Raw genomic sequence first — 16,857 nt, 5'->3', positions numbered from 1 at the left:
GCCTGCCCCGGGACAGGGCGGCCACAGGGGGCCGCCCCTACGGATTCCCTTCCTTCTCCTCTTCCTCCTCCTCCATCCGTTTCGGCCCGATCAGGAAGACGCACTCGCCCCTGACCGTTCTCTTCCCGAGCTCCTCCGCCACCTCCTGGGCCGTCCCCCGCACGAACTCCTCGTGCAGCTTGGTCAGCTCCCGGGCGAGGGCCACCGGCCGGCCGGGGGCCAGGGCCGCCACCTCCGCCGCGAGCCGCGCCGCCCGGTGGGGCGACTCGTAGAGCACCACCGTCCGTTCCTCCTCCAGGAGCGCCTCGAGGCGCCTGCGGCGCTTTTCCCCCTTCTGGGGGAGGAAGCCCTCGAAGGCGAAGCGATCCGTCGGGAGCCCCGAGGCCGAGAGCGCCGCGACCACCGCCGAGGGGCCGGGGACAGGCACGACCGCCACCCCCCGCTCCACGGCGGCCCGCACCACCCGGTAGGCCGGGTCCGAGATGCCCGGCGTCCCCGCGTCCGTTACCACGGCCACGCGCCCGCCCTCCGCCGCCCGGGCCGCGAGCTGCTCCGCCCGGGCCGCCTCGTTGTGCTCGTGGTAGCTCACGAGGGGCCGCCTGATGCCCAGGCGGGAGAGGAGGAGCCCCGTGTGGCGGGTGTCCTCGCAGGCGACCACGTCGCACTCCCGGAGCACCCGCGCCTGGCGCGCCGAGACGTCCTCCAGGTTCCCGATGGGGGTGGCGACCAGGTAGACGCCGGGGGGAAGGGGGGCGCGGGTTTCGTCGGGGCGGGGATCGGTCATGGGGATTCCTTGCGAGAGGCCTGGGGCAAGGGTTTAGGTGTAGGGGCGGTTCGCGAACCTCCCCTACGGAATCACGGGTGACCGGCACGTCAGGCCAGGGGGCCGGGATGAGGAGCGCGCGAGAGAGGCACCCTCACCCTACCCCCTCCTACAGGGAGAGGGAATGGCCTTGGCAAAAGAAAGAAGAAAGGGGCGAGGCCTTGTGTAGGGGCGGTTCGCGAACCGCCCCTACGGAAATCACAGGCGGCGGCTCCGGCCCATGCGCGCCAGGTTGCCCCCCTACGCCACCACCCCCGCCTCGCGCAGGCGCCGGATCTCCTCATCGGACTTCCCGAACTCGCGCAGCACCTCATCCGTGTGCTGGCCGAGAAGGGGCGCGGGGCGGCGGATTTTCCCCGGCGTGGCGGAGAGCTTGGGGGGGATGCCCAGCACCTTGACCCGGCCCGCCCTGGGGTGATCCACCTCCACCGCCATCTCGCGGGCTTGAATCTGGGGATGCGCGAAGGCCTCGGCCATGTCCAGGATGGGCCCGCAGGGCACCTTGGCCGCGTCGAGGATGGCGATCCACTCGTCGCGGGTCTTTTGGGCGAACTCCTTCTCCAGCTCCGCGGCGAGCTGCTGGTAATGCTCCCTCCGCTTCCCGTCGGTGGCGTACTCGGGCCTTGAGAGCAGGTCCTCCCGGCCGATGGCCCGGCAGGTGTAGGTCCAGGTGTTCTGGTTGGCCGCGCCGAGGATGATGTAGCCGTCCTTGCAGCGGACGGCCTGGTAGGGGGCCGTCATCTCGTGGGCCGAGCCCAGGGGCCGGGGCGGCTCTCCCGAGGGGAAGAACTGCGACGCCTGCCAGAAGGTGTAGCCCAGCCCCGCGTCGGTGAGCGAGGTGTCGATGTACTGGCCCTCTCCCGTGCGCAGCTTGTGGATGTAGGCGCCGAGCACGGCGAAGGCGGTGTAGATGCCCGCGTTCAGGTCGCACAGCGGCACCGGGATCTTGGCGGGCGGACGGTCCGGCTCCCCGGTGAAGCTCATCAGGCTCGAGAGCCCCTGGGAGACGAGGTCGAAGCCCCCCCGGTCCTTGTAGGGGCCGGTCTGGCCGTAGCCCGAGATGGAGGCGTAGACGAGACCCGGGTTCACCCTTTTCAGGTCCTCGTAGCCCAGGCCGATCTTCTTGAGGGTGCCGGGGCGGAGGTTCTCGATCAGGGCGTCGGCCTTCCCGGCCATCTCCTTGAGGAGCGCCCGGCCCGCCGGCTCCTTCAGGTTGAGCGCCAGGCTCCGCTTGTTGCGGTTCAGGTTCATGAAGCCGTGCCCCTCGCCTCCGGCGAAGTGGCGCCCGAGGTGGCGGGCCTGGTCCCCGCCGTCCGGGTTCTCGATCTTGACGACGTCCGCCCCCATGTCGGCCAGGAGCGCCCCGCAGAAGGGCCCGGCCATCACCTGGCAGACCTCGAGGACGCGCAGCCCCTCCAGCGCGCGCGGGGTGTCCGGGCTCATGCTTCTTTTGTCCCCCGTATGCAATGTCTTATCCGTGGACTCGGTTTGTCATTCCGAGGGAGCGCAGCGACCGAGGAATCTGCTTCTCGTGCCCCAAAGCAGATTCCTCGCTGCGCTCGGAATGACAAGAAAATCTCCCCTGCGAGGATACTACCTCCCCTTGAACCGGGGCGTGCGCTTGGCGAGGAAGGCCGCGACCCCTTCCCGGAAATCCTCGGTGTCGAAGCAGGCGAACTGGCTCTCGAACTCCGCCTCCGTGAGCGAGGAGAGCCCCGGGTCGCGGAGGATCTTCTTGACGAAGCCCTTGTGCCAGGCGTGCACCTTGGGCGCGAGGGAGGCGATGCGCTCCGCCATCTCGTAGGCCGTCTTCTCCACCTCCCCGTCCGGCACCACCCGGGCCAAGAAGCCCGCCTCGCGCATCTCCTCGGCGGTGAAGAGGCGCGCCGTGAGGAGCATGTCCAGGGTGCGGGCGGGGCCGATGCTCTGCACGAAGCGCCTGAGCTCCGCGTAGCCCGCCACGAGCCCCAGCTTGGCCACGGGGACGCCGAAGCGGCTCGTCTCCCCCGCCACACGCAGGTCGGCCGCCGCCGCGAGCTCCACCCCTCCCCCCACGCAGGCCCCCCGGATGAGGCAGAGGGCGGGCTTCGAGAAGGCGTCCACCGCGTCCAGCCCGGCGAAAAAATGCCCCGCGTACTCCCGCGCCTGCCGGGTGTTCGCGCGCTCCTCGGCGAAGCGCGAGATGTCCGCCCCGGCCGAGAAGGCCCGCTCCCCCGCCCCCCGGAAGACCAGGACGCGCACCGAGGGGTCTCGGTCCAGCTCGGGCATGATCCGGGCCAGCTCCCCCCACATCTCGAGCTCGATGGCGTTCATCTTCTCCGGGTGGTTCAAGACGACGGTGGCCACCGCCCCCTCCCGGCGGAGGAGAATCTTGCCCCCGGCGCGCGCCTCCTCGCTCAAATGGCCGTCCTCCAAGGGATTTCGCGGATTCTCGTTCCGGACCGCCCATCCTAGCCCAGGGGCGGGGGAGGTGCCAGTTGGGGGGTGGCCGCCGGAAAAACGGGGAACTATCCGGTATTGGCGGCAACTAGGCGCAACTTCGGGCAATTATCTTCAACCAGCGCGGGCGCCCCGGCCCCGCCGCCGAAAAAGCCGGAATTCCCCGTAATTTCCCGGAAAAGGCCGGAATCTTCATTTCAGCCTCATCCGCAGCCCTCCGGACATGGACGCTTCTTAAAACATGTCTTTTTCCATCAATTCGCGTTACTTCGCGAGACAAGGCCCCAAATTTTCCTTCCGGAGTTGCGGGGAGGGCGATCCCCGCTGCGCACAGGCAGGCGCGCCGGCCCGCAGGGGGAATATAGGCCGTGGGGAGGGAAAGCCACTTACCCCAAATTCGTCCCTTTTCGCGCAGGTTCATGGTCGGCTGACAAAAGGAGATTCAGCTTTAGTCTTCCAAAGGAAGAGTCGGCCGAACATCCGAATTCTCTTGGATGTTTTCGCGTTTCCGCACGGGAAGAAAGGCCAGGATGGTTTCTTTCCTTGCCCGATAACCCATGGCCTCCCTAACCACCAGATTTTTCTCGTGCAAATTGTTTAGGTCCCGGGCAATCGTCTTTGTTGTCTTGTCTTTGTATTCCTCGGCCAACTCCGGGCTGAGCTTGCGGATTTCACCTATGGGCACCGGCCCAACGTGCGACGAAAGGGCCAAGGCCAATTTGCGCCTTCGAATCTCCGCACGGGACCTGCCGGAAAGAGTTTCGTGGATGTAGTTCGTCCATGAAATTTCCCACTGTTGGGTTTTGACGAAACTGATCTGCTCCCTTAGCTGGTCTACGAAACCTTGGATGGCATATTCGATAAATGGAATAATATCCCCCCCCGATCCACTCGCCCTGTCTAGCTGGCGGTAGTATTCCATCCGAGTTTGATTGTAATGGTTGCTGAGCAAGTGAGCGGCCACGGATGGAACGCCAGCCTCCAGCAAGAACTTTACTTCCAAGAGACGCGCGGTCCGGCCGTTTCCATCCCCGAACGGATGAATCCAAACCAAGTACAAGTGCGCAACAACCGCCTTGATCAGGCCGTGAATGATCTCGTATCCATCTTGAGCCTGAAAGTCCGGGCTGTTTAGCCATTCGCAAAATCGCTCAACCAGAAATTCGCAATCTTCGGGAGGTGCTCCTCTGTACCTTCCAACCCCGATAGGATGCTGGGTATATTCCCCCGGGACTACCCCCTCGCTTACTTCCAGGCCTTTTAGGATCGCTTTATTGAAATCCTTGACCAGGCCTGGACTTAGTTTCCGTTCTTCGCCTCTGGTTATGTCGCCGAGAATGCCATTGCAGGCTTCTATGATGTTGTCTATCTCATTTCCAAGATATTCCCTGGAAGGAGGAAGCTCCTTCTTGCCTTCGAGGCGATCCAACACCTCCTTCTCGGATAGTGTATTTCCTTCGATAGCCGCGCTGGCGAGAATGCCCTTCGCCAGATATATCTTGTGCAGCTCTTGGTCGTAGAGAGGTTTCAGGGGGACTCCCGCCAGATGCTCGCATTTCGATTGCGCTTCCCCTAAGGCAACCCATAGTTTCTGGCCTGCCCTTCGGAGATCGAGCTGAAAAGTCAGCCAGGGATGTGTCTTGAGGTATGTCCTAGAAAATGTCCTCTTCATTGTCCCGCCTTTTGTCCCGTTAACTTATTGAATTTAAAATGATTAAATATATTTTGCCCGAAGTTATGGACATAATCATGTCCACTATATCGTCCCAGCGCTTGGGTTGCAATAAAGGGTGCGGAGGGGATTGCGATTCCGCCATCGGAAATTTCGTGCGCCTTTCTGTGAAACCTTCCGCCAAGACCCTCCCGTGCTAGGATTGCCCTCATCAACCCCTCTCCCCGGAGCCCCTCCCATGACCATGGCCGAAGACCTCGCCGCGTTCGCCTCCAGCGTTTCCTGCGAGGGGATGTCCGAGGCGGCGCGGAAGCAGGTGAAGCTCCTGGTGCTCGACGCCCTGGGCTGCGCCATCGGCTCGCTGGGGGCGGAGCCCATCGAGCATCTGCGGAAGCACGCGGAGGAGTTCGGGGGCGCCCCGCTCTCGACCCTCATCGGAGGCGGGCAGACCGCCCCCGACCGGGCGGCCTTCTACAACACCGCGCTCGTGCGCGACCTCGACTTCAACGACAGCTACATGGGGAAGAAGGGCACCGTCCACCCGAGCGACAACCTGGGGGCGGTGCTCGCCGCGGCGGAGTACGCCGGGGCCTCGGGCACGGACTTCATCCCGGCGCTGGCCCTCGCCTACCAGGTGCAGTGCCGCCTGGCGGACGTGGCGGGGTCCGAGGCGCGGGGCTTCGACCAGGGGGTGGCCGGGGCCTACGGCTCGGCGGCGGGGGCGGCGCGGGCGCTGGGGCTGCACGCGAAGCGGGCGGCGCACGCCATCGCCATCGCCGGGGCCTCGAACAATCCCCTGTTCGTGACGCGCACGGGCCACATCTCCCACTGGAAGGGCTTCGCCATGGCCGCGGCGGGGATGAACGCGGCGCACGCCGCCTTCCTCGCCATGCGGGGGGTGACGGGCCCCCTGGCCGTCTTCGAGGGGACGGGCGGGATGATGGAGGCCGTCTCGGGGCCCTTCGAGATCGACTGGTCCCGGGAGAAGCTCGACCGGGTGCTCGGGGTGGCCATCAAGAAGTACAACGCGGGCGTCCACTCCCAGACGGCCCTCGAGGCCGCGCTGGAGCTCCGGGAGAAGCACGGCTTCAAGGGGGAAGAGATCGAAGCGGTCGAGGTGGGCCTCTACGAGCGCGCCTACAACATCATGGGCGGGGGGAAGTACGGCGGGAAGCACGACATCCGCAACAAGGAGACGGCCGACCACAGCCTGCCCTACGTCCTGGCGGCGGCCCTCCTCGACGGCCAGCTCCTGCCCGCCCAGTACGCGCCGGCGCGCATCGCGGCCCCGGACGTCCAGGCCCTGCTCCGGAAGGTGAAGGTCGTCCTGGCGGAGGACCTCACCGCCCGCTACCCGGCCCACTCCTGCGCGCGGGTGAAGATCACCCTCAAGGACGGCCGCTCCTTCGCGGACGAGCACGAGGACTACGAGGGCTTCCCCACCCGGCCCATGCGCTGGGAGACGGTGGCCGCCAAGTTCCACGCGCTCGCCGCGCCCCGCGCCCCCGAGCCGCTGCGGCGGGACATCGAGGAGGCCTGCGCCCGGCTCGACTCGATCCGGGTGCGCGACCTCACGGCGCTGCTCGGGCGGGTGGGGAGGGGGTAGGGGAAACCCCCCAGCCCGTCATTCTGAGCGAGCCCGCTCAGGCGGCTCGCCGCCTGGGGACCCGGAAAGACGGCGAGCGAAGAATCTGCTTTTGGTTTCAAAGGCAGAAGCAGATCCTTCGCGGAGCCTGTCCTGAGCGCGAGCGAAGGGCTCCGTTCCGAATGACAACCTTGGCCGCCGTCTCTCCCTCTCCCTTTGGGAGAGGGCGGGGTGAGGGCTTCCACCGGCGGTTTTCCCTCACCCTAACCCTCTCCCGGAGGGAGAGGGGATTCTCCGCCGCTTTCGCCCCCCATCCATCCGGAGGCCCTCATGATCCCTGTGGCGAAGTCCATCCTCCTCTTCCTGGCGGCGGGGCTGTGCGAGATCGGCGGGGGCTGGCTCGTCTGGCAGTGGTGGCGGAACGGGCGGAGCGCGGCGGTGGGGGCGGCCGGGGCGCTCGCCCTCTTCCTCTACGGCGTCGTGCCCACCTACCAGCCGGCGCACTTCGGCCGGGTGTACGCGGCCTACGGGGGCTGGTTCGTCGTCCTCTCCTTGGCCTGGGGCTGGGCGCTGGACGGGACCCGCCCCGACCGCTTCGATCTCCTGGGCGGCCTCCTCTGCCTCGCCGGGGTGGCCGTCGTCATGTACGCGCCCCGGTAGGGGGCCTCTCCCGGCCGGGAATAAGGGCCTTGACCCCGTACTTAGGTACGGAGTGTAGGCTGCTTTCCTGAAGGGGCGCATGGGGCGCCCCCCTCACGCACTGGAGAGCGGCCCCGTGGCGCGCGAAGTGACCGTCTATTCGTCCAGCACCTGAATCCCCTGCAAGGCGGTGAAAGAGTTTCTTTCACATCATGGCGTGGCCTTTGAAGAAAAGCTGGTGGACCAGGATCCCGGGGCAATGCGGGAGATCGAGGAACGCACGGGGCGCCGGGCCAGCCCCGTCATCCTGGTGGGGGATGAGATGGTGGTGGGCTTCGACCGGGGGCGCCTGGAGGCCCTCCTGGGGCTGGGCAAGTGACGCGCCGCCTGCCCTGCCCGGGCTGCGGCCAGGAGATCCTCGTCCCCCCGGGGGCCCGCCCGGGCGACCTGATCGAGTGCGAGAACTGCGCGGGGGTGAAGTTCCGCCTCTGCGCCGAGGGCGGAAGGGAGATCCTCAAGCTCGTCCACCTGATCCGCTGCCCGGCCTGCGGGGAGCCCATCCCGGTGGACGACGAGACCCCCGAGGGCTCCACCGTGGAGCACGACGGGAGAACCTTCCGCCTGGCCCGGGAGTTCGGCGCGTTCTCGCTGGAGGAGGCGGGATGAATTGCAGGTCCCAGTTGAAATGCGGCGCGGCGGGCAGCGTCCTCGCGGCCATCTGCTGCTTCACGCCCGTCCTCGCGATCTTGCTTCCCGCCGTGGGGCTCGCGGCCTGGCTCGGCTGGGCCGACTATGTGCTGCTGCCCCTGCTCGTCCTCTTTCTTGCGCTCGCGGCCCACGGCTACCGGCGCATGAGGAGGGAGCGCGCGCGGGAGGACGCCCCGCGCGGGCCGTCGGAGGCTGAGCGATGACGGAGGGCAAGCCATCCGGCCCTGTTTGCCCCTCCTGCCGGAAGGAGGGCATCGAGTGCCTGGGAACCCGGAAGGTGCCCAACCCCCGAGTGACATTGGCCAGCCTCGTGAGGGAGGAGGGCCGGGGAGCGCTCTCGCCCGATGGGCCGGTGTATTTTTGCGTGCAGCGGGATTGCGTGACGGTCTACTTCGATCGGAAAGGCCATGAGATCGCCAAGGACAAGCTCGCCGTCCCCGTGTGGCAGAAGGAGGACGCGAGCGATATCCCGGTCTGCTACTGCTTCGGCCACACGGCGCGGGCCATCATGGACGACGCGGCGCTCCACTCCCCTCCCCGCATCCCCGCCGCCATATGGGAGAAGGTGAAGGAGGGCCAGTGTCAATGCGACGTGAAGAATCCTCAAGGGGCCTGCTGCCTCGGGAATGTGGCCTACTGGGTGAAGCGAAGGGGCTGAGCCGCCGGTGAGGGTCCGCCCATGAACAAGCCGAACAAGGGCTTCCTCGCGGGGACGCTCGGGGCCTCGTGCTGCGTTTTGCCCTTGGTGCTGATCGCCGTGGGGCTCGGCGGGAGCGTCCTGACGGTGTTCCTCGTCCGCTACAAGACCTACCTCATGGCGCTGGCCGTGGTGGCTCTTGGGTACGCCTGGTACGCCTACCGGCGCGACGTGATGGCCTGCGAACTGGGGCTCTGCGAGATCGGAGGTGGAAAAGCGCGCAAGTGGCTGCTGTGGGCGAACACCGCGGCCGTGGCGTTCTTCTTCGCGATCACCTACACCCCGGCGGGGGCGTATCTCGGGGTGGACGTGAACAACACCGCCCCAGGCGGCGAGCCCCCGGCGCGAGTGGCGGCGTCTTCTCCCGCGCGGACCCGGATGGAGCGCCTCGCGCTTCGCGTGGAAGGCATGACCTGACCCTTCACCTGACCGAAGCTGGTCGCGGGGGCCCTGGAGGGGCTCCCCGGGGTGAAGGTGGAAGAAGTGAGCTTCGCCCGGAAGCGCGCCGACCTTCTCTACGATCCCAGCAAAGTTGGCTTTGCCGAGATGAAGAAGGCCCTGGAGAAGTATGGTTTTACCGCATCCCGGCTGGATGAGGGCAAATGAGGACGGTGCTTGGCAAGATCATGCTTGGAGTAGCCTTCCTGACCTGCCCGTGCCACCTGCCCATCTATCTTGTCCTGCTGGGCGGGACCGCGCTGGGCGCGGCGGTTTCGGGGAGCCCGGGCGTGACTTTCGCCCTGATGGGTGTAGTCTTCCTCGGGGCGCTGGGCGCGTGGAACCTGCTCTCCCGGTCGCCCGCGCCGCCGTCCCGGTAAGGAGCCTCCCATGCCGCGCGCCCAGACTTCTTCCAAGCGCCCCCTCACCATCGGCGCCCTGGCCCGGTGCGCCGGCGGCGATGGGGGCGTCTTCCCCCGCGCAGACCCGGATGGAGCGGCTGGCACTGCGCGTGGACGGGATGACCTGACCCTTCACCTGACCCCAGGTGGTCGCAGGGGCCCTGGAGGGGCTCCCGGGGGTGAAGGTGGAAGGAGTGAGCTTTGCCAAGAAACGGGCTGATGTGCTCTACGATCCCAAGAAGGCCAGCTTCGCCGGCATGAAGAAGGCGCTCGAGCGATACGGCTTCCAAGCTTCCCCGCTGGACGAGGAGAAATGAAGGCCGCCTCTTGGGTCATCCGGGAATTCATATACCCGAAAGGCCTGTGATGGCCGGGGGGAGGGCAAAATGGCCAAGAACTATGACCTGGTTGTCATCGGCACCGGCAGCGCCGCCTCCTCTGCGGCGGCGATGTGCCGCTCCGCCGGCTGGAGCGTCGCGGTGGTCGATTCGCGGCCCTTCGGCGGAACGTGCGCCTTGCGGGGATGCGACCCCAAGAAGGTCCTGGTGGGAGCGGCCGAGGCAGCGGACCATGCCCGGCGGCTCCACGGCAAAGGTTTCACGGCGGAAAGGATCGGCATCCATTGGCAGGACCTCATCCGGTTCAAGCGCTCCTTCACAGAACCGATGCCGGGAAAGATGGAAAAAAACTACAACGACAAAGGCATCGAGACCTACCACGGACGCGCCCGTTTCACTGGAAAGCAATCGCTCCAGGTGGAAAACGAAGCCCTTGAGGCACGGCATGTCGTCATCGCGACGGGGGCGCGGCCGGCCACCCTCGGCATCCCCGGCGAAGAGCACCTGACGACGAGCGAACAATTCCTGGATCTGGAAGAACTGCCCCGGCGCATGCTGCTGGTCGGGGGAGGCTACATCGCGTTCGAATTTGCCCATGTCGCAAGCCGCGCCGGAAGCCAAGTGACGGTTCTCCACCGAGGGAAAAGGGTGCTGGGCGGTTTTGATCCGGATCTGACCGGGCAGCTTCTGGAAAAATCCCGGCGCCTAGGAATCGTGGTGCACCTGGAGACCGAAGTCTCTCGGATTGAAAAGCAGGGAAGCGCTTTTCTGGCAACTGCCAAAACGAATGGATCAACCAAGGATTTCGGGGCGGACTTGGTGGTGCATGCCGCCGGGAGGGTCCCCGAGATTGACGATCTGAATCTCGGCGCAGCCCACGTGGAGCATGAGCGCGGCGTCAAAGTGAACGACTACCTCCAGAGCGTCTCGAATCCGGCCGTGTACGCGGCGGGCGACGCGGCGGAGAGCGGCCCCCCGCTGACCCCGGTGGCGGCCCATGAGGGAACCATCGTCGCCCGTAATTTGCTGGAGGGAAACAAGCACAAGCCCAATCACCGGGGGGTGCCGAGCGTGGTCTTCACCATCCCGCCCCTCGCCGGCGTGGGGTTGCAGGAAGGTGAAGCGAACCGCAGGGGCCTCAAGTTCCGCGTCAGCCGGGGGGATTCCTCGGGCTGGTATACGTCCCGCCGAATCGGAGAAGACTGCGCCGGGTACAAGATTTTGATAGAAGAAGGCACCGAGCGGATTCTGGGGGCGCATCTCCTGGGACCAGGCGCCGAGGAAACCATCAACCTCTTCGCTCTGGCCATTCGAAACGGCCTGACCTCTCGAATCCTGAAGGACATGATTTTCGCTTACCCGACGGCGACATCGGATATCGCTTATATGCTCTGATTGGGTTCGAGTTCTTCCGCTGGCGGGAATCGACCTGGGGAGAACGCTCCCGGCGGGATGATTTTCATGCTCATGGGTGTAATCTTCATCGGGCAGTTGGATATATGGGGTCCGGGCCTCATCCTCGCCCGCGCCGCCGTCCCGGTAAGGAGCCTCCCATGCCGCGCGCCCAGACTTCTTCCAAGCGCCCCCTCACCATCGGCGCCCTGGCCCGGTGCGCCGGGGTTCACGTGGAGACCGTGCGCTACTACGAGCGCAGGGGCCTCATCGAGCGTCCGGGGGAGCGGCGCGGCGCCTTCCGGGTGTATCCTCCCGAGGCCGTGGGGAGGCTGAGCGCCATCAAGCGGGCCCAGGCCCTCGGCTTCTCGCTGGAGGAGATTCGCGGCCTCCTGGAGCTCCGTTTGAGGGACCGCGCGCGCTGCGGGGACGTCCTGGGCCGGGCCGAGCGCAAGGTGGCCGAGATCGACGAAAAAATCCGCGCCCTCCAGCGCGTCCGCCGCGAGCTGCGGGCCCTGGCCGACGCCTGCCGGAAGGATGCCCCCGCCTCCCTGTGCCCGGTCCTCGCGGCGTTCGAAGGAGCGGTTTGAGGGCCCGCCCGGGCCCTGCTAGGATGACGGAGCCCTCCCGCGACTGCCTTCCCGCGGTCCCGCGCCTTTTCGGTATAAGCCCGATGAAGGAGGCCGCCATGCGCGCCATCGCCGGGGCTTCGTTCGCGTTCTTTGCCTCCGCCGCTCCCGCCGCCGCCCAGCCCGGGGGGGACTGGGGCGGCTATGGCCCCTGGCACATGTGGGGGTGGGGGATGATGGGGACGGGGATGGGGATCATCATGATCCTCTTCTGGGTGGCGATCCTCGTCCTCGCCATCGCGGCGGCGCGCTGGCTGCTCGCCGCCGCCCCGGGCCGCCCCACGGGGGAGGCCGCCGAGGACATCCTCAAGAAGCGCTACGCGCGGGGCGAGATCCAGAAGGAGGAGTACGAGGCGAAGCTCCGCGACCTGCGGAATTGACCGCCCCCGCCCCCGGGTTGGCAGGAGAAGGGGCGGATGCTAAGATTTCCCTTCCGTTTCCGGGCGATTCCGCGCCCGGGGCACCTCAAAGGAGCGTCGCTTGGCGGACCGTGATTATGACATCATCATCGTGGGCGGGGGGCCGGCGGGCCTGACGGCGGGCCTCTACGCCTCGCGCTCGAAGCTGAACGTCGTCTGCTACGAGAAGCTCGCCCCCGGGGGCGAGATCCTCAACACCGAGTTCGTGGAGGACTACCCGGGCTTCGAGCTCATTGGGGGCCAGGAGCTGGCGGCCAAGTTCGCCGAGCACGCCCAGAAGTTCGGCCTCAAGATCGAGCTGGAGGAGGTCACCGAGATCCGCAGGGACGGCGACGACTTCGTCGTCCGGACCACCGAGGGCGAGCGCCGCTGCGGCGCCGTCATCTACACCCCGGGCGGCACCCCCCGGAAGCTCGGCATCCCGGGCGAGCAGAAGTACGCCGGCAAGGGCGTGAGCTACTGCGCGCTCTGCGACGGGGCCTTCTTCCAGGACGAGGTCATCACCGTCGTCGGGGGCGGCAACAGCGCCGTCGAGGAGGGGATGTTCCTCACCAAGTACGGCACGAAGGTCTACCTCATCCACCGGCGCGACCAGTTCCGGGCGCACGCCGTCGCGGTGGACCGGCTGAAGGAGAACCCCAAGGCCGAGATCATCCTCGACACCGTGCCCGAGGAGGTCATCGGGGACGAGAAGGAGATGAAGAAGCTCCGCGTCCGCAACGTGAAGACGGGCGAGGTGCGGGAGATCGAGGCCCAGGGCCTTTTCGTCTTCGTCGGCTTCGTGCCGAACACCGGCCTCATCAAGGAGCCGGTGAAGAAGGACGAGGCCGGCTTCATCATCACCGACCAGAACATGGCGACGAACATCCCCGGCCTGTTCGTGGCGGGGGACTGCCGCAGCCAGCTCATCCGCCAGATCACCAACGCGGTCGGGGACGCCACCACCGCCGCCGTCGCGGCCGAGAAATACCTCGAGGCCCAGGCGGAGGGGAAGAAGCTCCGGGCGAAAGCCCCCGCCGCGGCCTTGTAGGCGCTCCGCCAGCGGATTCAGGAGGCCCGGCCCCGCGGGGGCGCCGGGCGGGAGAGAGGGATGGAGATTTCACGGGCGCTCAAGCGGTTCTTCCTCTGGGACATCGCCCAGGGGATGAGCCTCACCTTCAAGCACATGTTCAAGAAGCCGGTCACGCTCCAGTACCCCACGGAGCGCTGGGAGGCGCCCGAGCGCTTCCGGGGCTTCCTGGGCCTCACCCGCGATTTCAAGACGGGCGAGGAGAACTGCATCGGCTGCCTGAACTGCGAGAAGGCCTGCCCGGTCGACTGCATCACCATCGTGACGGCGGGCAAGGGCCGCGAGATGTACGCCAAGGAGTTCTACATCGACTACATGCGCTGCATGTACTGCGGCCTGTGCAGCGAGGCCTGCCCCACCACCCCCAAGTCCATCGTCCACACCCACCAGTACGAGACGCCGGGCTTCTACCGCGACGACCTGGTGTACGAGAAGGATCGCCTCTACGACGTGTGGGAGAAGGAAGTGAACTACCGCGGCCCCCGGCCCTGGGGGAAGCTCTTCGGCCTGCGCAACGCCGAGACGGCGAGGCGCCCCAAGGCCGAGCCCGCCGCCGCAGCGGAGTAGCCCCACCCTAGCCCGGACGCCCTCCATTGGACCTGTTCATCTCCGGCTACGATGAAATCCGGTCGGGCAAGGTGACGGACGTCTACTTCGACCGCACCCGCCGCATCCTCGAGGCCAAGGGGATCCGCAAGCGCGTGCGGGCGGAGTTCATGGCCAAGAGCCTGCCCTCCGGCTGGGGGGTGTTCGTCGGCCTGACGGAGATCCTCTCCCTCCTCAAGGGCTTCCCGGTGGACGTGCGGGCCGTCCCCGAGGGGACGCTCTTCCGGCCCTTTCAGCCCGTCCTCGAGATCGAGGGCGTCTACAACGACTTCGCCCTGCTCGAGACCCCCGTGCTGGGCCTGATGTGCCAGGCGAGCGGGGTGGCCACCCGCGCCGCCCGCTGCCGCATCGCCGCGGGGGGCCGCCAGCTCGTGAGCTTCGGCGCCCGGCGGATGCATCCCGCCGTCGCCCCCATGATCGAGCGCGCCGCCTACCTCGGCGGCTGCGACGGCGTGGCCCTGGTGAAGGGCGCCGAGCTGCTGGGCCTCCCCCCCATCGGCACCATGCCCCACGCCCTCGTCATCGTGATGGGGGGGCTCGTCCCCGCCCTCAAGGCGTTCGACGAGGTGATCGGGCCCGAGGTCCCCCGCGTGGCGCTGGTGGACACCTTCGGGGACGAGAAGTTCGAGGCACTGGCCGCCGCCAAGGCCCTGGCCGACCGCCTCTCCGCCGTCCGGCTCGACACCCCGGGTTCCCGCCGGGGCGACATGGTACAGCTCCTCCGGGAGGTGCGCTGGGAGCTCGACCGCGCCGGCCACCGCCACGTCAAGCTCTTCGTGAGCGGGGGGCTCGACGAGCGGAAGATCCTCGAGCTCAACCCGGCCGTGGACGGGGGCTACGGCGTGGGGACCGCCATCAGCTCCGCCTCCACCGTCGACTTCTCCATGGACATCGTCGAGATCGAGGGCGAGGCCGTGGCCAAGCGCGGCAAGCTCTCGGGGGCCAAGCACTTACTGCGGTGCCGGGCCTGCGGCGCCGAGCGCGTCATCCCCATGGACCGCCCCTACGGCGACTGCGAGGCCTGCGGAGGGCCCATGGACCAGCTCCTCGCCCCCGTCATGCGGGCGGGCGAGGCCCTGGCGCCCGCCCCCCCGGCCCGGGAGATCCGCGAGCGCGTCCTCGGCCAGCTCCACCGCGTGCGCCTGGACGCCTCGGAATGAGCGCCGGGGGCCGCTTCGAGGGCGTGCGCGCGTTCATCGCCGCGCGCCGCCGCTTCCTCCTCCTCACCCACGTCGGCCCGGACGGGGACGGCCTCCTCTCCTGCATCGCCCTGAGCCGCTACCTGCGCTCGCTCGGCAAGGAGGCCACCGCCGTGACGGAGGGCCCCGTCCCCGGCTTCACCGCCTCCTACGACCCCGAGGGCCTGGTCCGCTCCCGCGAGGAGCTGCTCGCCGTCCAGGACTGGCCCTCGCGCTTCGACGGCATCCTCGTTCTCGACACGGGCAAGCCCAGCCGCCTCGGCAAGCTCGATGGCCCCGTGCGGGAGAGCGGCCTGCCCGTCGCCGTCATCGACCACCACATCGCCGAGCCCGACAACTTCGACTGCCCCTCCGCCATCGACACCCATGCGGCCGCCGTGGGGGAGATGGTCGCCGACTTCCTCGACGAGGAGGGCTACGCCTTCGGGGACCCGCTCATCGTGCGCTGCCTCCACGCCGCCCTCGTGTACGACACCGGCCAGTTCCGCTACACGAACACCTCCGCCAAGACCATGCGCTGGGGCGCCCGGCTGGTGGAGCTTGGGGCCAATCCGGGCGAGGCCTACTCCATCTTCTGGGAGTCGCACGGGGCGGGCTCGGTGCGCCTCATGGGGCTCCTCATGGGCCGCATGAAGCTCGAGTGCGGCGGGCGGCTCGCCTGGTTCACCCTGGGCCAGGAGGAGTTGGACCGCTACGGCGTGCGGCGGGACGAGACGGACGAATACATCTCCCTCCCCCGGGGCATCCAGTCGGTCGAGGTGGTCGCGTTCATGTCCGAGATCGAGGGGGGCCGGGTGCGCATCAGCCTGCGCTCGAAGGGCCGGGTCGAGGTGCACGGCGTCGCCACCCAGTTCGGCGGCGGCGGGCACGCCTTCGCCGCGGGCGCCCGCAAACGCGGCACCCTCGAGGAGGTCTCCCGCCTGGTGGTGGACGCCCTCGCCGGGCAGATCCGCAAGACCCTGGGGCCGGACGGGAAATAGGAAGGGCCTCGCTTTTCGGTGATCTTTTCTTCGGGATTTTCCCCGCAAATCACACAGGGGCGTTCAATTGAACGCCCCTGAAGCGTCGGCCGCCGGCGGGCGCGTCTTTCCGTAGGGGCAAATGTTGTATTCGCCCCTTATGGCACCTGTGGATTGGGCGAACACGAGGTTCGCCCCTACATAAAAAATCGGCTGACAGAGGGTTCGTTTGTGTAGGGGCGGCCGGCCGGTCGCCCCTACGGGTAGGCAGGGAAACGCTCTCTTCACACCCCCCGCTCCCGGAACGCCTCGAGCGAGGCGTGGGTGGCGGCCACGGCGTGAGGGGCCCCCGCGTAGTAGGCGCACACCATGACGATCTCCTGGATCTCCCGCTTCGTCATCCCCAGGTTCATGGCGGCGTGGACGTGGTGGTTGAACTCGCGGCCCATCCCCCGGGCGCACAGGATGCCGAGGATCACCGCCTCGCGCGTCTTGTCGTCGATGCCCGGGCGCTCGTAGAGGCCGCCGTAGATCTCCTCGGTGACGAAGCGGGCGAAGTCCGGGCTGGCCTCCTCGAAGGCCCTCCGCCGCGCCTCGCCCTCCCCGCCGAACACCTTGGCCCGGTTGGCGAGGCCCTTCCGGTAGCGCGTCTCGTCCGGCATGGAGGTCTCCTTCAGGTGTTGAGGGAACGGCGGATTTAAACGGGCTCCCCCAGCGAGAGGGCGGGACCCTTGCAGGGGCGTTCGACCGAAGGGCCAGGCTCGCGACCTGTAGGGGCGGTTCGCGAACCGCCCCTACGAAAGGGAACCGCAGGCCGGCCGGGGAGAAATCGCGGTGGATGGCC

Annotated in this window: 22 protein-coding genes; 17 read left to right on the top strand and 5 right to left on the bottom strand. The window is 67.6% G+C overall.

The features are described from left to right. Positions 1–37 precede the first annotated feature (37 nt). The 4 genes from rsmI to HYZ11_08830 all read right to left on the bottom strand — a co-directional run bounded on the left by rsmI (position 38) and on the right by HYZ11_08830 (position 4,934). Positions 38–784 carry a 16S rRNA (cytidine(1402)-2'-O)-methyltransferase gene (rsmI, locus tag HYZ11_08845; GenBank protein ID MBI3127695.1) on the bottom strand — a complete coding sequence of 249 codons (747 nt, stop codon included), beginning with the start codon at positions 782–784 and terminating at the stop codon, positions 38–40. A 279-nt stretch (positions 785–1,063) separates the two neighbouring features. Then, complete coding sequence (locus HYZ11_08840) at positions 1,064–2,266, bottom strand: CoA transferase (GenBank protein ID MBI3127694.1); 1,203 nt, start codon at positions 2,264–2,266, stop codon at positions 1,064–1,066. Between the two features lie 150 nt (positions 2,267–2,416). Beyond that, the gene (locus tag HYZ11_08835) at positions 2,417–3,136 is read right to left on the bottom strand and encodes an enoyl-CoA hydratase/isomerase family protein (GenBank protein MBI3127693.1); all 720 of its coding nucleotides are present in this window, start codon (positions 3,134–3,136) and stop codon (positions 2,417–2,419) included. Between the two features lie 574 nt (positions 3,137–3,710). After that, on the bottom strand, positions 3,711–4,934 hold the full coding sequence (locus tag HYZ11_08830; GenBank protein MBI3127692.1) for a Fic family protein: 1,224 nt from the start codon (positions 4,932–4,934) through the stop codon (positions 3,711–3,713). 238 nt (positions 4,935–5,172) lie between these two features. Between HYZ11_08830 and HYZ11_08825 the strand changes: the two genes are divergently transcribed. The 17 genes from HYZ11_08825 (at position 5,173) to HYZ11_08745 (ending at position 16,034) form a co-directional block, all read left to right on the top strand. Continuing rightward, positions 5,173–6,540 carry an MmgE/PrpD family protein gene (locus HYZ11_08825; GenBank protein ID MBI3127691.1) on the top strand — a complete coding sequence of 456 codons (1,368 nt, stop codon included), beginning with the start codon at positions 5,173–5,175 and terminating at the stop codon, positions 6,538–6,540. A gap of 312 nt (positions 6,541–6,852) precedes the next feature. Further along, on the top strand, positions 6,853–7,179 hold the full coding sequence (locus tag HYZ11_08820) for a YnfA family protein (GenBank protein ID MBI3127690.1): 327 nt from the start codon (positions 6,853–6,855) through the stop codon (positions 7,177–7,179). A 196-nt stretch (positions 7,180–7,375) separates the two neighbouring features. Next, positions 7,376–7,537, top strand: coding sequence for a glutaredoxin family protein (locus HYZ11_08815; protein ID MBI3127689.1), 162 nt, complete (start codon positions 7,376–7,378; stop codon positions 7,535–7,537). Then, positions 7,534–7,824 carry a hypothetical protein gene (locus HYZ11_08810; protein MBI3127688.1) on the top strand — a complete coding sequence of 97 codons (291 nt, stop codon included), beginning with the start codon at positions 7,534–7,536 and terminating at the stop codon, positions 7,822–7,824. Before HYZ11_08815 ends, HYZ11_08810 begins: the two co-directional genes overlap by 4 nt. Continuing rightward, positions 7,821–8,069, top strand: coding sequence for a mercury resistance system transport protein MerF (merF, locus tag HYZ11_08805; GenBank protein MBI3127687.1), 249 nt, complete (start codon positions 7,821–7,823; stop codon positions 8,067–8,069). Before HYZ11_08810 ends, merF begins: the two co-directional genes overlap by 4 nt. Continuing rightward, a complete protein-coding gene (locus tag HYZ11_08800) occupies positions 8,066–8,524 on the top strand; it encodes a (2Fe-2S)-binding protein (GenBank protein MBI3127686.1) in 459 nt (152 codons plus the stop codon). The genes merF and HYZ11_08800 overlap by 4 nt, the downstream gene beginning before the upstream one ends. Before the next feature lie 21 nt (positions 8,525–8,545). Beyond that, positions 8,546–8,980: a hypothetical protein gene (locus HYZ11_08795; protein ID MBI3127685.1), complete on the top strand. Its 435-nt coding sequence runs from the start codon at positions 8,546–8,548 to the stop codon at positions 8,978–8,980. Positions 8,981–9,031: 51 nt separating this feature from the next. Continuing rightward, complete coding sequence (locus HYZ11_08790) at positions 9,032–9,169, top strand: hypothetical protein (protein MBI3127684.1); 138 nt, start codon at positions 9,032–9,034, stop codon at positions 9,167–9,169. Continuing rightward, positions 9,166–9,381, top strand: a complete 216-nt coding sequence (locus HYZ11_08785; GenBank protein ID MBI3127683.1) for a mercury resistance protein — start codon at positions 9,166–9,168, stop codon at positions 9,379–9,381. The genes HYZ11_08790 and HYZ11_08785 overlap by 4 nt, the downstream gene beginning before the upstream one ends. A 200-nt stretch (positions 9,382–9,581) precedes the next feature. After that, entirely contained in the window at positions 9,582–9,719 is a 138-nt protein-coding gene (locus tag HYZ11_08780; protein ID MBI3127682.1) for a hypothetical protein, read from the top strand. Between the two features lie 69 nt (positions 9,720–9,788). Beyond that, the gene (locus HYZ11_08775) at positions 9,789–11,135 is read left to right on the top strand and encodes an NAD(P)/FAD-dependent oxidoreductase (GenBank protein ID MBI3127681.1); all 1,347 of its coding nucleotides are present in this window, start codon (positions 9,789–9,791) and stop codon (positions 11,133–11,135) included. A gap of 158 nt (positions 11,136–11,293) precedes the next feature. Continuing rightward, positions 11,294–11,722, top strand: coding sequence for a heavy metal-responsive transcriptional regulator (locus HYZ11_08770; GenBank protein ID MBI3127680.1), 429 nt, complete (start codon positions 11,294–11,296; stop codon positions 11,720–11,722). A 98-nt stretch (positions 11,723–11,820) separates the two neighbouring features. Next, a complete protein-coding gene (locus HYZ11_08765) occupies positions 11,821–12,141 on the top strand; it encodes an SHOCT domain-containing protein (protein ID MBI3127679.1) in 321 nt (106 codons plus the stop codon). A 100-nt stretch (positions 12,142–12,241) separates the two neighbouring features. Then, positions 12,242–13,210: a thioredoxin-disulfide reductase gene (gene trxB / locus HYZ11_08760; protein MBI3127678.1), complete on the top strand. Its 969-nt coding sequence runs from the start codon at positions 12,242–12,244 to the stop codon at positions 13,208–13,210. 60 nt (positions 13,211–13,270) lie between these two features. Next, the gene (locus HYZ11_08755) at positions 13,271–13,816 is read left to right on the top strand and encodes an NADH-quinone oxidoreductase subunit I (protein ID MBI3127677.1); all 546 of its coding nucleotides are present in this window, start codon (positions 13,271–13,273) and stop codon (positions 13,814–13,816) included. 26 nt (positions 13,817–13,842) lie between these two features. Next, the gene (locus HYZ11_08750; protein MBI3127676.1) at positions 13,843–15,015 is read left to right on the top strand and encodes a nicotinate phosphoribosyltransferase; all 1,173 of its coding nucleotides are present in this window, start codon (positions 13,843–13,845) and stop codon (positions 15,013–15,015) included. Beyond that, positions 15,012–16,034 carry a DHH family phosphoesterase gene (locus tag HYZ11_08745; GenBank protein MBI3127675.1) on the top strand — a complete coding sequence of 341 codons (1,023 nt, stop codon included), beginning with the start codon at positions 15,012–15,014 and terminating at the stop codon, positions 16,032–16,034. The genes HYZ11_08750 and HYZ11_08745 overlap by 4 nt, the downstream gene beginning before the upstream one ends. Before the next feature lie 263 nt (positions 16,035–16,297). On the opposite strand, the gene HYZ11_08740 is transcribed toward HYZ11_08745, so the two are convergent. Continuing rightward, positions 16,298–16,675: a carboxymuconolactone decarboxylase family protein gene (locus HYZ11_08740; GenBank protein ID MBI3127674.1), complete on the bottom strand. Its 378-nt coding sequence runs from the start codon at positions 16,673–16,675 to the stop codon at positions 16,298–16,300. Positions 16,676–16,857 lie beyond the last annotated feature (182 nt).

This window comes from Candidatus Tectomicrobia bacterium (assembly GCA_016192135.1).
Classification (GTDB): domain Bacteria; phylum UBA8248; class UBA8248; order UBA8248; family UBA8248; genus 2-12-FULL-69-37.
This window is presented reverse-complemented; position numbering and strand designations above follow the sequence as displayed.

What these genes read in the sequence shown, in the direction of transcription:
- rsmI (MBI3127695.1), bottom strand. Translation starts at nt 784, where the DNA reads ATGACCGATCCCCGCCCCGACGAAACCCGCGCCCCCCTTCCCCCCGGC.
- HYZ11_08840 (MBI3127694.1), bottom strand. Translation starts at nt 2,266, where the DNA reads ATGAGCCCGGACACCCCGCGCGCGCTGGAGGGGCTGCGCGTCCTCGAG.
- HYZ11_08835 (MBI3127693.1), bottom strand. Translation starts at nt 3,136, where the DNA reads ATGAACGCCATCGAGCTCGAGATGTGGGGGGAGCTGGCCCGGATCATG.
- HYZ11_08830 (MBI3127692.1), bottom strand. Translation starts at nt 4,934, where the DNA reads ATGAAGAGGACATTTTCTAGGACATACCTCAAGACACATCCCTGGCTG.
- HYZ11_08825 (MBI3127691.1), top strand. Translation starts at nt 5,173, where the DNA reads ATGACCATGGCCGAAGACCTCGCCGCGTTCGCCTCCAGCGTTTCCTGC.
- merF (MBI3127687.1), top strand. Translation starts at nt 7,821, where the DNA reads ATGAATTGCAGGTCCCAGTTGAAATGCGGCGCGGCGGGCAGCGTCCTC.
- HYZ11_08800 (MBI3127686.1), top strand. Translation starts at nt 8,066, where the DNA reads ATGACGGAGGGCAAGCCATCCGGCCCTGTTTGCCCCTCCTGCCGGAAG.
- HYZ11_08795 (MBI3127685.1), top strand. Translation starts at nt 8,546, where the DNA reads ATGAACAAGCCGAACAAGGGCTTCCTCGCGGGGACGCTCGGGGCCTCG.
- HYZ11_08785 (MBI3127683.1), top strand. Translation starts at nt 9,166, where the DNA reads ATGAGGACGGTGCTTGGCAAGATCATGCTTGGAGTAGCCTTCCTGACC.
- HYZ11_08775 (MBI3127681.1), top strand. Translation starts at nt 9,789, where the DNA reads ATGGCCAAGAACTATGACCTGGTTGTCATCGGCACCGGCAGCGCCGCC.
- HYZ11_08770 (MBI3127680.1), top strand. Translation starts at nt 11,294, where the DNA reads ATGCCGCGCGCCCAGACTTCTTCCAAGCGCCCCCTCACCATCGGCGCC.
- HYZ11_08765 (MBI3127679.1), top strand. Translation starts at nt 11,821, where the DNA reads ATGCGCGCCATCGCCGGGGCTTCGTTCGCGTTCTTTGCCTCCGCCGCT.
- HYZ11_08755 (MBI3127677.1), top strand. Translation starts at nt 13,271, where the DNA reads ATGGAGATTTCACGGGCGCTCAAGCGGTTCTTCCTCTGGGACATCGCC.
- HYZ11_08745 (MBI3127675.1), top strand. Translation starts at nt 15,012, where the DNA reads ATGAGCGCCGGGGGCCGCTTCGAGGGCGTGCGCGCGTTCATCGCCGCG.
- HYZ11_08740 (MBI3127674.1), bottom strand. Translation starts at nt 16,675, where the DNA reads ATGCCGGACGAGACGCGCTACCGGAAGGGCCTCGCCAACCGGGCCAAG.